Here is a 14,510-nt window from a genome sequence, read left to right as displayed (position 1 = left end):
TAACAAATGATCTATTTAGACTATAACGCTACAACACCTGTAGATAAGGAAGTAGCAGAGGTTATGATTCCTTATCTTTATGGTCATTTTGGCAATCCTTCAAGCAGTCATTCTTTGGGACAAGAAGCTAAAGTCGGAATCGAGCGAGCAAGAACACAGATGGCTAATTTCCTGAATTGTACGCCGGGTGAGGTGCTTTTTACAAGCGGGGGCAGCGAGTCGAATAATACCGTCATCAAGGGCGTCGCCCAAACGTATCGACATAAAGGCAATCACATTATTGTGTCTGCAGTGGAGCATCCTGCGGTAATTAAACCGTGTCAGTATCTGGAGCAGTTGGGCTACACGATTACTTATGTACCTGTTGACACGTATGGAATGGTGCAGGTAGATGATGTGAAAAATCAGCTTACAGACCAAACTATACTAGTTTCCATTATGCACTCTAACAACGAAACGGGCACGATTCAGCCGCTCAAAGAAATAGCCGAGGTCTGCCATGAACGGGGTGTCCTTGTACATACCGATGCTTCGCAGTCCGCTGGAAAAGTAGAGCTTGATGTGGCTGAGTTAGGGGTGGATTTTCTAACGCTGGCAGGCCATAAATTATATGCGCCAAAAGGGATTGGAGCATTGTACATCCGAGAGGGCATTCACATCGAGCCATTAATTCACGGAGCGGGTCATGAGCAGGGGAGACGTGCCGGAACGGAAAACACCCCTTATATTATTGGATTAGGAAAAGCCTGTGAGCTTGCTTCGGACTCTGCATCCAGAGAGCGTGTGAAAGAAGTAGCGGATTATTTCTACGATAGATTGCAGAAGGCATTTGGTGACAGAATTCACCTGAATGGTCATAGGCATAAGCGATTGCCCAACACGCTTAACGTTAGTTTTCTTGGAGCGGTGGGTCACGAAGTGATTGCTTCGCTGGAAGATGTGGCTGCCTCAACAGGCTCAGCTTGTCATTCTGGAGAAACATTGATTTCACCTGTTCTAAAGGCAATGAATGTCTCAGCAAGTATTGGGCAGGGAGCGGTTCGTTTTAGTGTGGGACGGTATACGACTAAAGCGGAGATCGATGAGGTTATCGGTAAGCTAAAAGAGTATTTGTTGTGAGTAGGCTGCCCCATTTTTGCTCAATAGCGTCTTTCCGGTCCGAAGATCCCCCTTTGAGGCGATAAATGAACCAATAGCGGCATCTGAGTCCGGAAGATCAAGAAATTTTAATCGAATATTATAACAAAAGCATCTGTCACTCCTTTAGTAGGGAGGGCAGATGCTTTTGTTTGTGTTAGTGATTATACGATAGTAAAGCCTGCACTTGCATAACCAGTGACTGTATTTACAAGGTTTAAACCTGTAGCAGTAGCTGAAAATACCATAAGAAGGCGAGTCTGTGGTGTTACAGTAAAATTGATGCCATTTGTAATTCCGCTGACAAAAGTTCCAAGATTAATTGTTCCTGTGATAGTTGGCAGAGGTACTAATGCCCCAGGAACAGGTGTGAATGTATTATTTGGTAAAGTAGATTGGAATAATTGTGCCGTCACATTTACGGAAGTACCAAGAAGTGATAAAGCTACTGTATTACTGAAGTATGCAGCAATAGATGTTATCACTCCTGAACGAGGAACGGACATTGCAAAGTTGATAAGAGGTCCAAGAACAGTACCTGTCAAATCTATATTTCCACCAACAAGAGAAATGCCTGTGGCTGAACTTCCGAAGCCTATAAGGCTTGTTGTTCCCACCAAACCACCTAAAATCGTGGTCATAATAATTGGTCCACCAGATGCCAGTGGAATGATTGCGCCATCACCGGTTGCCCCAGTAACTCCGGTAACCCCCGTAGCTCCAGCAAGCCCGGCAGTACCTGTAGCCCCTGTCGGGCCCGCAAGCCCGGCAGTACCCGTAGCCCCCGTCGGTCCAATAAGTCCGGCAGTACCCGTAGCCCCTGTCGGTCCAATAAGTCCGGCAGTACCCGTAGCCCCTGTCGGTCCAACAAGCCCGGCAGTACCCGTAGCCCCTGTCGGACCAGCAAGCCCGGCAGTACCCGTAGCCCCTGTCGGCCCCGCAAGCCCGGCGGTACCTGTAGCCCCTGTCGGCCCCGCAAGCCCGGCGGTGCCTGTAACCCCTGTCGGACCAGCAAGCCCGGCAGTACCCGTAGCCCCTGTCGGACCAGCAAGCCCAGCAGTACCCGTAGCCCCTGTCGGCCCCGCAAGCCCGGCGGTGCCTGTAGCCCCTGTTGGACCAGCAAGCCCGGCGGTGCCTGTAGCCCCTGTCGGTCCAGCAAGCCCGGCGGTGCCTGTAGCGCCCGTCGGTCCAGTTGCCCCTGCTCCAGGACCTGTCGGTCCCTGTATTCCTTGCGCGCCTTGAGGACCCTGAGGTCCTTGGAGTCCTTGAAGCCCTTGAGGTCCTTGAGGTCCTGGTGCTCCTTGAGGTCCTTGCGCTCCAGTCGCGCCCGTCGCTCCACCAGCAATTAGTAAATAATCTGACGAACTACCTGGTGTTCCTTTGGGTCCGGCAACAGTAGCTATATAAGTGCTGCCATTAAAGGTTACTACTTGACCCGCTGGATACAATGGGCTTTGTGCCGGATTAAAGACTACAATACCTTGCAGCCCAGCACCAGTGGCTCCTTGTGGACCCTGAGGTCCTTGAGACCCCTGAGGCCCTTGGGGTCCCTGAGGACCTTGTGGCCCCGTCGCACACTTAATAGGTAAGCCGAGTGCTTGTGAAATAGAAGCTTGAATATGTCTGATTTGAATTACCAACTGATCTTTGCAATGAGGGTCAATCTTCGTGGCGAGAATAAAAGATAATAACTCGGCTAACAGCTGTTGAAGATTGGTGCCAACGCTTACGACTGAGAAGGGACTGACTTCAGTAGAAACAATGGTTATTTCTACTACAGAAAGAAGCTCCGTTCTAAAAGGGCTGCATATCCTAGCCTCATGCAAGAATTCCATGAGCTCTCTTAACACTCTTTGAAGATTGGAAATATGAAGTGTAGTGGGATTCGTAAGTGCGGGAGGTACCACTGTAGCAAGCTCTGTGACTATTTTTAATAGTGCAGCACACTCTCTTTTTCTAACAGGACTGCTTATTCTTCCTTGTTTGTTTAGGATAGCGTCACCTTTAAATGGTCTATGATAATGATCTGACATGCTTCTGTATCTCCTCCTTGAGCTTCTCCTTTTCATACCTTTAAAAATTGGGAACCTGCCCAATCAGCATATTCAGAGAAGCTGAAGTTGTTACAGTAATCGCTCTGGAAGTCGATACACATGAACCTACATTAAAAAGGCAAGCCACCGCTAATACAGTAGCCTGCCTTTTTTTGATAGAGTAGTTTAGTAGTGTTATTGATCTGTACTCCGTTCGCATTCTCACTCAGCCTTCAGTTTTATGAACGAGTATTAGAACGCCTGTATTCCATCGGCGTGATGCTGAAGTTGCGTTTGAACATCCGATGGAGATAAGAACTGCTCGTGAAACCGGTCATTTCAGCAATATCCGATACGGACAGATCGCTCTCTTTCAAGAGGCGACATACTTCCTGCATTCGTACATCCATGATGACATCCACAATAGCTGTCATTGTTTGCTGCTTATAAAGACGGCTGACATATATAGGTGACAGGTTAAGCTCATCAGCAATCTGGTTCAGGCCCAGGCTGGGGTCCGTGTAAGATTGATTGATTTTTTGGTTAATTTGACGGATCAGATCACTTTGCTTAGAGCTACGTTTATCGGCCTGTAATTCCTGAATATCATCGAAGAGTTGGTAAAAAGCTTCTTCAAGCTCCTTCATCGTCTCGTAATTCTCAAGTGAAGGTATCTTGAGGATATCTTCCACAGATGTAGAGCTGAGCTTTTTGATATTATCGATGATTCTCTTAATCGATAGCGTCACCCTGGATAGCGTTAGTTCTAGTACATGGTAGGGGTATTGGTCCAATTCGCGCACGATGTCAGAGAAATGGCTACGGGCTTCGTCTGTTCTACCACTGGTGAGGGCATCGACCAGCTTTTTCTCGTTATCCGCAGGGTAAGAGTATAGGTTATTCTGCAATTCGTTAATCTTCTCCGCGTTGATTAGGCAGCCATGCCCATAAAAAAGTCTATGTTTAGAAGCTTCTTTGGCCTGGTTATATAGGCGGTTCAATCGATCTGGATTATCACTAATGGGACTGTACACTAGCGATAATCCTATTTTCAGATAATCGCAGCAAGCCACACGGATTTGTCGCAGCAGTACTTCGATCAATTCTGTATCGAGAGATTCAGCGGACGTCATACTGCTAAGTAACATAACTACGCTGTCATCGTTCATATCTACGCTTTCAACTTGATAAGTCTGACCGCAAATTTCCGAAGCAATATTCATGATCGCGAACTTGTATGCAAGTAGATAAGCACCTCGCTCTTGTCGCAGGGTATTGTATTCATCAATACGCAGCAATACAAGCCGATAACCTTCGTTTAAGTTGAAAGCAATACTTAGTTGCTCGAAATCACTAGGCTGGCTGCTGTGGGGGGCTTTTATACCGAGAACAAGATTACGTAATGAATTCTGTCTAATCGTAAACATGCTGTTGCGCTTGTCAGCTTCAAGGCTATTCATTCGGCTTACAATGGAATCAATAGGAAGATAGAGGCGTTTGGACAGCATTCTAGAAATGATAAGTCCGAATATTAAAATAATCAAAGAAATCAGTAGTGTTGTATTACGGATTTGGTTGGTCTGTTCTGTGATCACATTATATGGAGTAATGCGAACATACTGCCAACCAAGAGAATCTGGTGAAGTATAGGACACTAGCGATTTCTGGCCTTTAAAAGGAGCTGTGAAATAACCTGCGGAGCGGGATTTAACTTTATGCTCTATCCAACTGCTTTCATCCTCCGAGAGCTTCTCCAATGTCAGCTTGTTCCCCGATAGAAATCGATCTTGGTCATCTAGAAGGTAAGTCTTACCACTATCGGAAGTATTACTATTACCTAACTCCTTATTTATCCAAGCCGCTGAAATATTAACAATAACAGCAGAATTGATGGAGCGGTCCCAATTGATCGCATCATAACAGAGATAAGTATATACAGAGATAGCCTCTGATTTGGGTTCACCGATGGAGTAGGTACGCGGGATGGGAGTAAATGTTTTGTAATCCTGATAATGATTCAACATTTGAATGATTTCAGTGTCCTCTAATTCTCCTGTGGTGTACACACCGTTCTGCCCTTGCGCAGCCGAGATATATACCGTGTCATTATTCGGATTATATACATAGATGGATTCAATGTACGGCATAGAATTCAGATAGTTGTGGAGATCTGACATCGCAGCCGTAACCTCATAAACGGAGGGCTTGTTATAGAACAACAGGTGGGAAATAGTGCTAGTTCGATATAGTTGAAATGAAAGCGTTTGTGCCACTTCGGCCATATTGACTACCTTCTTGCCAGTCTGAGTCAGATCTCTTAGATCCGAGCGGAAGGTCTGTGTCTTCTCGACCCCGATATAGTATGTATAGTAGACAAAAGTAGAGACAAGAAGGGTTAACGATATGCAAAGGGTTATGGTGGTGAGCAGCTTGCCGTACAGTAGTCTTTTTCTTCGTAGACCATTATTCTTCATACCGTCCCCCCTGATCATCATATGAACTTCTTTTATTATAAATCGCCAAGAGTGAACAGAACAGTGAAGCAACCTTAGAATGTTGCATTTTTCTATCTGCAGGGAGTGAACAAACTAAATATTTGTGTACATAACAGCATTTTCTACAAGAATTATAAGTGTTAATCGGAAATAGACAAGCTTTGAAGTCTATCGAAGGCCCTTGAGTGATTTTACATAAATATCACAATTGTCCAATCCTTGTTTTGCAAGTTTGTGCAATAAGGCTTGTAAGCTTCACTTCTATGTTCAGGAGAATCTCCCTATAGTGGAATTATGCAGTTTCAATATTAAAGGGGAGTGAGAGATCTTGAGCCAAACCTCATCCAAAGGTATCTCAACCGTCGAACTTGGCATCCAGGCTGATGGTAGAGCACGCTTACGAACGAGAAGAAAGAAGAAAGGATTTCTGTATGAGCTGGTGCACAATCGGGTAATGTTTCTGATGCTGCTGCCCACCTTGATATTTTTTCTGGTGAATTCCTATTTTCCAATGGTAGGCATCTATTATGCGTTCACACAATTCGACTTCAACAGCAGCATGTTCAATTCCAAGTTTGTCGGGTTGCAGAATTTCGAGTTTCTCTGGAGATCCGGTACGCTAGTGAAGCTGACGATGAACACGATCGGTTATAACATCGCTTTTATTGTACTTGGGAATGTACTGGCGATTGTTTGCGCGATTCTGCTAAGTGAATTGAGTGGGAAGTGGTTTAAAAAAATCAGTCAATCGGTGATGTTTCTACCGTACTTCGTATCCTTTGTAATTCTCAGCGTGATTGTCTACAACCTATTTAATTATGACAGCGGTTTCTTGAATACGATGCTTACACAGTTCGGGCTCGATCCGGTCGATGTCTACAGTAAACCTTGGGCTTGGATCTTTCTGATTATCGTTTTCTATCTATGGAAGAATCTTGGCTACAGCATGGTTATCTATCTAGCGGCGATTACTGGCATCAGTGACGAATATTATGAAGCGGCTACAATTGATGGAGCTAATATTTTTCAGCGGATCTGGTATATTACGGTGCCGATGTTGAAATCGACCTTTGTAGTTCTTCTGCTATTCGCACTTGGCAGTATTATGAAGGGACAGTTCGACCTGTTCTATCAACTAATAGGTAATAACGGGCTACTCTACAATGCGACGGATATTCTCGATACTTACGTCTATCGTTCGCTCAAAGTAACGTTTGATGTGGGCATGGCGACAGCAGCTGGGGTCTATCAATCCTTATTCGGCTTTGTCCTCATTATGACGGTCAACTATATTATCCGCAAAATTAACGACGACTATGCCCTGTTCTAGGAGGACAAGAAATGCGAATTTATAAGGATAAATATACTAAGTTGCTTCATGCAATCGCCTATTTGGTCATCATTGGATTGTCGGTTGCTTGCTTGCTGCCCTTTCTTCTAATTATTTCTGCATCATTAACCAGTAATGAATCCATTATCCGCGATGGCTATCATCTGATTCCGGCACAGTTCTCACTTGAAGGCTACAAGACGGTATTTATCTTTCCGGATGAGGTGTTGCGTGCATATGCCGTTACAGCTACCACTACTGTAATTGGAACGATACTAGGACTCTTCTTCATGACTATGGCAGGTTATGTGCTTGCCCGGAAGGATTTTAAATATCGTAATACCGTTTCCTTTTATATCTACTTTACGACTTTGTTTGGAGGCGGGCTTGTCCCATGGTACATCATGATCACCAAGTACCTCGGTTTGCTGGACTCCTATGCTGTATTGGTGCTACCTGGTCTGATGACGCCATTCTTGATCATTCTAATGAAAAACTTCATTAAATCAGCAGTCCCCGAGGAGCTGTTCGATTCCGGAAAAATTGACGGGGCCGGTGATTTCAGAATCTACTGGCAGATTGTACTCAAGCTCTCCATGCCGGGAATCGCTACAGTAGGCTTGTTCCTTGCTTTGTATTACTGGAATGACTGGTTCACATCTTCTCTGTTCATTAATGATACTCATAAATACCAACTACAGTTCTATCTGTACAATGTTATCAATTCAGCACAATTTATTGCGCAGATGGGGGTTGGAACTGGGGTAACACTTGCAACGGAAGTCCCTACTGAGTCTACTAAAATGGCGATGGCGATTGTTGTGACCGGTCCGATTCTATTTCTGTATCCGTTCGTTCAACGTTTCTTCGTGAAAGGATTGACCATCGGAGCTGTAAAAGGTTAGAACCGTTAACCTACACCCTACCCGGGCTTAGGTACAATTGGCTAACATAGAAGCATAGTGAAAAGGGAGGATTCAGATGATCAAACTACGGGGTAAAAGTATGTCTATTCTGCTCACATCAGTACTGAGTTTGGCTCTACTGGCAGGTTGTGGAGGGAATTCGAGTTCCACGAATGGGGATAATACGGCAGTAAAAGAGAGCAACAAAGGCGGGAATACGTCTCAGGGTACCAACGCCGGGACAGAGGAGAAAACGGGGCTGGATACATCTAAGAAGGTTGAACTGCAATTTTATATGCTGGGCGATGCGCCTAAGGATCTTTCGAGCATTGAAGCGCAAATCAACAAGATGGCTAAAGAGGATTTGAATGCTACCGTTAAATTCATCTATACAACTTGGACAGATTGGGATCAGAAGTATAAATTGCTGCTTTCCTCTGGTCAATCGATTGATTTGATCTTCACTGCGGACTGGACACAGTATCAAGCTTATGCTAAAAAAGGAGCTTTTTTGGCTATTGATGATTTGCTACCGACGGCTGCCCCAGCCCTTCAGCAATTTGTACCGCAGGATATGTGGGATGCAGTTAAGATTAATGATAAGATTTACACTGTACCTGCGACTTATAAGGAATATGTAACTAACGGTTTCGTATGGCGTGAGGATCTTCGTAAGAAATACAATCTACCTGAGCCAACAGATCTGGCCAGCTATGAGGCTTATATGGATGGCATCAAGAAAAATGAACCGAAGATGATGCCGTTATCCCCTAACGGTAATGTGAGAGAGAATCTGCATGATCTTTACGCTGCACTTCACGGGATTGTCGGAAGTCCGTTACCTTATGGTGTCGGAATCAAGTATAGTGAACCTTCGAAAGCTTATCTATATTGGGGCTCGGAGGAACATAAAGAAGAACTATTGACCATGAGACGCTGGCAGGAAAAGGGATTTATTTCCAAAAATATATTAAACACGAAGGACACCCTTCAGGCTCCGATTATTGTGGGTAAAGCGGCAACTATCTTCGGAGATAACCCGACTCGCTTCAACGATACACTGATGAAAATGAAAGCAGCCCATCCTGATTGGGAGCTGGGTTACCATCCTTATGGTAATACGATTGGTTACGCCACGCCGGTTCATCCGATCCATAATGGATTCGCCATTCCGAAGAGCAGTAAGAACCCTGAGCGTGCATTAGCCTTCTATGAGAAAATGGTTATGGATAAACGTTATAATCAGTTGACGCAATACGGTATTGAAGGGAAAAATTATAAGGTTGATGCAGAAGGTTATTATGAGCTTATTGGAGACGCTTCTACGAACGGTTTCACTCGTGAAGGGATGAATGGCTGGGCTTGGCGGAACCCGGAATTTATGTTATTCGACAAATCCTATGATGGCGTCAAAGAGATTTTCGATGAGCTTGATAAGATTCAGAAGCCGGATATCTTCACAGGTTTCGCTGAAGATTACACTTCCTATCAGGCTGAAAAAGCGGCGCTGGAACAGGTAGAAAAGCAATACCTGTATCCGCTGCAAGCCGGATTGGTAGAGGATGTTGATGCGGGTCTAGCTACCTTCATGGAGAAGGCTAAGCAAGCCGGCCTTGAGAAAATTCAGGCGGAATATATCAAGCAATGGAATGCTTACGTACAGGAGAAGGGTCTGTAATAAATAAGAGCAAGGGATGTTCCTTAAGCCAAAAAGGCGAGGGAACATCCCTTTTTTTGTATTTTAGGAGACTACGAGAAGCGCTGGCGGAATTCCCGCGGAGTGGTTCCCTCAATGCGGACGAAGCTGGAGCTGAAGTAAGGCGCTTGATTGAAGCCGACCTCCTCGGCGATCCGGGCAATCGTGTAACTGGTCTGCATCAGCAATAGCTTACTCTGCTGAATTCGGTAGTGCAGCAGGTAATCCATAGGTGCACAGCCGTATTCCTTTTTCATGCAACGAGCGATATATACAGGATGAAAGTTCAGGTTCTCCCCTAGCTGCTGTGCTGTAATGCGCTCACGGAAATGACTACGCAAGTAGGAGGCAGCTTGCTCTGCACATATTTTGGAGGGAGAGGGACGCTCATGGCGCAGAGAGGCAGATAATTGCTGGAGAACCTCTTGGAATAGCAGCTGCTGCTGAAATGGAGTATCGCTCAAATGGGAATTAGGCGCTAGTTGATTCAGCTGCGAGAGCAGTTCTTCCATCTTGGACGGTTGCAGCAAAGAGGTATATTGGGGCAGCTGTAAGGTAAAAGTGCGTATATTAAATTCGTCTGAATGAAGAGGATGCTCCACTCTGTTGTGTTCTGTCTCTGGTGCTGTAGCCGTAGCCTCGGAGATATTCCAATCGCCCACTGTCTGAAAATGCAGCCAATAATAAGAGGTGTGTTCCTTGCAGCTGTCCGTACTGAAATGATGGCTATCTGGACGAAGAAGCAGTGCCTGACCTGCACGTACCTGAAAGGTGAGACCTCCTTCATTCATATATAGGCAGCCCTGCTTGACTACAAGTAAGTCAAATACCTTGATATTGTGGCGGCTCATGTGGTAATGCCCTGGTGAGAAGGTGTGCAATCCACTTACGATATAATAGGGCATTGGCGGGACGGTAAAATTAATAATGTTCATGGAGAGATCTCCTTTTATGAGGTTGAAATAATGAAATTATTGGTTTGAAATCTGTACCATCACCAAAAGTATATCATCTATAATTTAGTCTGACCTAAAGAAAAAATATGCTGTTTCTTAGGTCCAGTATGCATGTTTGGTTTAAGGGGAGGTTTATTTAGTGAAAAAAGAAAGACAGGGCTTTGGACTATGGGTATTGGCTTGGCCTATATTTATAGAGGTGTTTCTTCAGACCCTGCTAGGTACGGTGGATACACTCATGGTTAGCCGTATTTCAGACGATGCAGTCGCCGTAGTCGGCATTTCCAATCAATTGTTCGGTGCGTTGACCACACTTTTTACCACCTTTGCGGGCGGGGCGGGGATCCTGATCGCGCAAAGAATGGGTTCAAAACGTTTCAGCGAAGCGCGTACGATTGCAATCATGGGCGTATCGGTTAGTCTCATTCTTGGTATTGTCGTGAGTATCATCCTGTTCTTCTATGCGGGTCCAATAGCGGGGATTCTAAATATATCGCCTGAGCTATTATCACTATCCAATATCTATATCTCGTATGTCGGTGGCGGTCTGTTTTTGGTGGGAATGATTGCTTCCCTTGGAACAGCGATTCGTAATACAGGGAACACTAGAGGACCAATGTACACAGGGGTCATCATAAATGTCATTCACATTATTCTGAACTATACTTTTATATTCGGGATGTTCGGTCTGCCACAGCTAGGGCTTGCGGGAATCGCAATCTCAAGTATTATCAGTAGACTGGTCGGTGTGATCATGCTGTATACCATGTTTAGAGGTTCCTTCGAGATTAAGATTAGACTTAGGGATTTCCGTATATTTAACGGCAAGCTATTCAAGGAAATTATAAGGATTGCTTGGCCTCTAGGGATTAATTCTTCCTGCTGGGTGTTCTCTCAGTTGATTGTCTATTCCTTTCTAGCCGCACTGGGCGCAGAAGCGTTAGCCGCACGGACTTATCTCAATACCTTAGAGTCCTTTTGCTTTACGTTAGGGTATGCAATCGCGCTGGCTGGACAGATACAGATCGCGCATTTGTTCGGGGCAGGGAAGCTGAAAGAGGCTTATCGTAGTGCATATCGCACGCTGTATATCGGCTTGGCTATTGTATCAGCGAACATGTTACTGCTATTTCTTTTCGGCAGGAATCTACTAGGTTATTTCACTTCCGACCCGCGGATTATTGCGATTGGGATTTCCCTACTGGCCCTAAATCTCCTACTACAACCTTGCAAAATGCTGAATATGGGCATGGGTAATGCGCTGAACGCCATCGGCGATACCCGTTATACGATGTATACTTCCATCGTGTCTATGTCCATTATTGGAGTGGGATGTTCTTACTGGTTTGGAATCAGCTTAGGCTGGGGGCTCACAGGGATCTACTGCTGTATGATTGCTGATGAATTTGTGCGGGGGATGCTTGTTCTAATGCGCTGGAGAGGGAGGAAAGTTATCCGTCAGGCGGATATCGGTTTGAGTGAAGGGAATGCCTCACTACATGGAGCCGGGAAAAAGAGTACTTCGTTAACTATATGAGCGGGACTCTATAAGCCGACCCTGGTGGGCAATGGAATGCTTTCGGACTGGAGAGGCGCTATTCCTCGGAAAATTGCCCATAATGATGTCTTTTTGCCCAATAGTGTCTCTGGGGTTCGATAGTTGCCCAAAAGAGCCGTTTTTTCGAAAATAGCGACTCTGGAGTCCAATAGAAAGTTTGAGAACTGCAAGTAACATCGAGCGACAACAAACATCAAGCATTTCAAGCACCACTAAGCCCCCTAAGTGCGCCAAGCACCAATCCCCACATCTGTTGCGCAATCGCCCACCGAGCTGTGGGTGTTGGGTGATGTTTTTGGAGAGAGGCTACCCATGAGTAAATAATTACTTAGGGGTTAGCCTCTTTTTTGTGCGAGTATAAAATTTAAGTTTGATGGTTCTGAAATTTGATTATTCATTCATATAGAATTTGATTCTATGATATAAATGAGTTAGCCTTTAGAGCATGGGTACCTGTTTTATGAATACATACTACTGAAGGGTTTGAGGAAAATGCCGTTAAAATGGAGAGGCTTGACGATCCTAACACTGCTCTTAATGATGATACTAATATCGGGATGTTCTAATGGTACCGTTCACGTCACGGTGAATAAGAATCAAAGCGTAGATTTAGCAATGAATGTGAAATTGGATTCCCGAACAGAAGCATTGATCAACGATAAAATGGAGAAGAGTCTGACAGACAAATTGAAGGAGGAAGGGATTCAGCTAGAAAAACGACAAGAAGGTAAGTCTACAGTCTATGAAATCCAGAAAAATTACGCTTCATTTGAGGATATAGGTTCAACCTCTATGGGGCTGGATATTGTGGATCTACAGCTCGTTACTAAAAAGAATTTGTTATATACCACATATGATGTTGAGGCACAGCCTCAATTTAATAGTTATATGGATACCATCATGGATAACATGGGGACATTGAGTTTATCAAAGCCGATTATTCGGGCGGTGCTGAAAAACTTGGCATTTGATTTTAAATTAACGTTGCCAATAGACCTAATTGGTGATAATAATGCAGCCGTTGATGAAGGCAGAACACTTACCTGGAATGTTACCCTGGGGGATACGGAGCCGATCAAAATGCAGCTTTATGTGCCAAATGTATGGAATATAGTGATCGTGTTAATCATCCTAGTGGTGGTAATCATTGCTGCGATTCTATTTTTCGTCAGAAAAAGAAAACACCGCAAAGTAAATCGTGCTTAAGTAGTTCGAGATATGTATTGAAAGTGCCGGGAAGCCATGCTGCTTTACCGGCATTCTTTACTTTATAGCAGGTGTAGAGTTATAATTAGTACCAAGTACTAATATCAGATACTAAATGAAGAGGTGATTGGAATGACAGGTGCAAAAATTACAGCTATCGGAACTTATGTCCCGGCTAAAAGACTGACCAATGCCGATCTTGAGCAGATGGTGGATACTGATAATGAGTGGATTGTGGGGCGTACTGGAATTCGTGAACGCAGAATTAGTCGGCAGGATGAATACACAAGCGATTTATGTGTATCGGCAGTACAGGATCTAATGAAACGTTATGGAAAAAACGTTGAGGATGTGGATATGGTCCTTGTAGCTACTAGTACACCTGATTTTTCCTTTCCCTCAGTAGCTTCTTTGATTCAAGACCGCTTAAATATTCCGCAGACTGCAGGAGCTATAGATTTGAGCGCAGCTTGTGCAGGTTTTGTATATGCGCTTCATACAGCTCATAGCTATGTTGCTTCAGGGATGCACCGTAAGGTTCTAGTGATTGGTGCGGATACGATCTCCAAGATTACAGATTATACTGATCGCAGTACATGTATCCTTTTTGGTGATGGGGCCGGTGCAGTGCTTGTGGAGAGTGATAAGCAATCGACGGGATTTTTAGGCTTTCAGCTAGCTAGTGATGGCAGCGGCGCGCATCATGTGTATCGCACGGGTCTAGCCCATACGGTGAATAATATTGAACTGGTAGATACACAGATGCTCGTACAGAACGGACGCGAGGTATTTCGTTGGGCGGTCAGAACCGTTCCTCTCGGTGTACAGCAGCTTCTTGAAAAAGCAGAAGTGGGTTTGGAGCAAGTCGATTGGTTTATTCCACACAGCGCAAATATGAGAATGATTGAGCCGATTTGCGAGCGTATGAACTATCCGATGGAGCAAGTGCTGCATAGTCTTGTGAATTTTGGCAATACTTCTGCCGCAACAATTCCCTTAGCTCTTGATTTGGGCATTCGTGAAGGCAAAGTAAAGAACGGGCACAAGATTCTGATGTATGGCTTTGGTGCGGGGCTGACGCAGGCCGGTCAACTGGTAGAGCTGAACTTGGATGAGCAAGCAGGGGAGCCGACTTTATTGTGAGTTGTTCAGGTAAACATAAATAATAAAACATTGTTAAAGCAACGACCGTTT

General features: G+C 44.7%; 10 protein-coding genes. 7 read left to right on the top strand and 3 right to left on the bottom strand.

The window, feature by feature from the left end:
* The first annotated feature begins 6 nt into the window (after nt 1-6).
* Nucleotides 7-1,119, top strand: a complete 1,113-nt coding sequence (locus MHI27_RS26270; RefSeq protein ID WP_405175013.1) for a cysteine desulfurase family protein — start codon at nt 7-9, stop codon at nt 1,117-1,119.
* Nucleotides 1,120-1,301: 182 nt separating this feature from the next.
* Here MHI27_RS26270 and MHI27_RS26265 read toward each other — a convergent pair whose 3' ends face one another.
* The gene (locus MHI27_RS26265) at nt 1,302-3,170 is read right to left on the bottom strand and encodes an exosporium glycoprotein BclB-related protein (protein WP_405175012.1); all 1,869 of its coding nucleotides are present in this window, start codon (nt 3,168-3,170) and stop codon (nt 1,302-1,304) included.
* 239 nt (nt 3,171-3,409) lie between these two features.
* Nucleotides 3,410-5,644 (bottom strand): AraC family transcriptional regulator, encoded by a 2,235-nt coding sequence (locus MHI27_RS26260; protein WP_405175011.1) that lies wholly within the window; start codon nt 5,642-5,644, stop codon nt 3,410-3,412.
* Between the two features lie 475 nt (nt 5,645-6,119).
* Here MHI27_RS26260 and MHI27_RS26255 point away from each other — a divergent pair, with 475 nt between their 5' ends.
* The 3 genes from MHI27_RS26255 to MHI27_RS26245 all read left to right on the top strand — a co-directional run bounded on the left by MHI27_RS26255 (nt 6,120) and on the right by MHI27_RS26245 (nt 9,578).
* Nucleotides 6,120-6,995: a sugar ABC transporter permease gene (locus tag MHI27_RS26255; RefSeq protein ID WP_256721700.1), complete on the top strand. Its 876-nt coding sequence runs from the start codon at nt 6,120-6,122 to the stop codon at nt 6,993-6,995.
* An 11-nt stretch (nt 6,996-7,006) separates the two neighbouring features.
* On the top strand, nt 7,007-7,900 hold the full coding sequence (locus MHI27_RS26250; RefSeq protein WP_405175010.1) for a carbohydrate ABC transporter permease: 894 nt from the start codon (nt 7,007-7,009) through the stop codon (nt 7,898-7,900).
* A 70-nt stretch (nt 7,901-7,970) separates the two neighbouring features.
* Nucleotides 7,971-9,578, top strand: coding sequence for an extracellular solute-binding protein (locus tag MHI27_RS26245; RefSeq protein ID WP_405176799.1), 1,608 nt, complete (start codon nt 7,971-7,973; stop codon nt 9,576-9,578).
* Between the two features lie 71 nt (nt 9,579-9,649).
* On the opposite strand, the gene MHI27_RS26240 is transcribed toward MHI27_RS26245, so the two are convergent.
* A complete protein-coding gene (locus MHI27_RS26240; RefSeq protein WP_341124068.1) occupies nt 9,650-10,531 on the bottom strand; it encodes an AraC family transcriptional regulator in 882 nt (293 codons plus the stop codon).
* 160 nt (nt 10,532-10,691) lie between these two features.
* On the opposite strand from MHI27_RS26240, the gene MHI27_RS26235 reads away from it, so the two are divergent.
* From MHI27_RS26235 to MHI27_RS26225, 3 genes are all read left to right on the top strand, one after another.
* Nucleotides 10,692-12,089 carry an MATE family efflux transporter gene (locus MHI27_RS26235; RefSeq protein WP_405175009.1) on the top strand — a complete coding sequence of 466 codons (1,398 nt, stop codon included), beginning with the start codon at nt 10,692-10,694 and terminating at the stop codon, nt 12,087-12,089.
* A 513-nt stretch (nt 12,090-12,602) separates the two neighbouring features.
* Nucleotides 12,603-13,316, top strand: a complete 714-nt coding sequence (locus MHI27_RS26230) for a DUF3153 domain-containing protein (protein ID WP_076285284.1) — start codon at nt 12,603-12,605, stop codon at nt 13,314-13,316.
* Nucleotides 13,317-13,448: 132 nt separating this feature from the next.
* Nucleotides 13,449-14,459: a ketoacyl-ACP synthase III gene (locus MHI27_RS26225; protein WP_405175008.1), complete on the top strand. Its 1,011-nt coding sequence runs from the start codon at nt 13,449-13,451 to the stop codon at nt 14,457-14,459.
* Nucleotides 14,460-14,510 lie beyond the last annotated feature (51 nt).

Source organism: Paenibacillus sp. FSL H8-0261 (genome assembly GCF_045040645.1).
Lineage (GTDB): Bacteria > Bacillota > Bacilli > Paenibacillales > Paenibacillaceae > Paenibacillus_AQ.
The sequence above is the reverse complement of the archived record's forward strand: the minus strand, read 5'-3'. Positions and strand labels throughout refer to the sequence as shown.

Coding starts and splice junctions, on each gene's coding strand:
- MHI27_RS26270 (WP_405175013.1), top strand. CDS start 7: ATGATCTATTTAGACTATAACGCTACAACACCTGTAGATAAGGAAGTA.
- MHI27_RS26265 (WP_405175012.1), bottom strand. CDS start 3,170: ATGTCAGATCATTATCATAGACCATTTAAAGGTGACGCTATCCTAAAC.
- MHI27_RS26260 (WP_405175011.1), bottom strand. CDS start 5,644: ATGAAGAATAATGGTCTACGAAGAAAAAGACTACTGTACGGCAAGCTG.
- MHI27_RS26255 (WP_256721700.1), top strand. CDS start 6,120: ATGTTTCTGATGCTGCTGCCCACCTTGATATTTTTTCTGGTGAATTCC.
- MHI27_RS26250 (WP_405175010.1), top strand. CDS start 7,007: ATGCGAATTTATAAGGATAAATATACTAAGTTGCTTCATGCAATCGCC.
- MHI27_RS26240 (WP_341124068.1), bottom strand. CDS start 10,531: ATGAACATTATTAATTTTACCGTCCCGCCAATGCCCTATTATATCGTA.
- MHI27_RS26230 (WP_076285284.1), top strand. CDS start 12,603: ATGCCGTTAAAATGGAGAGGCTTGACGATCCTAACACTGCTCTTAATG.
- MHI27_RS26225 (WP_405175008.1), top strand. CDS start 13,449: ATGACAGGTGCAAAAATTACAGCTATCGGAACTTATGTCCCGGCTAAA.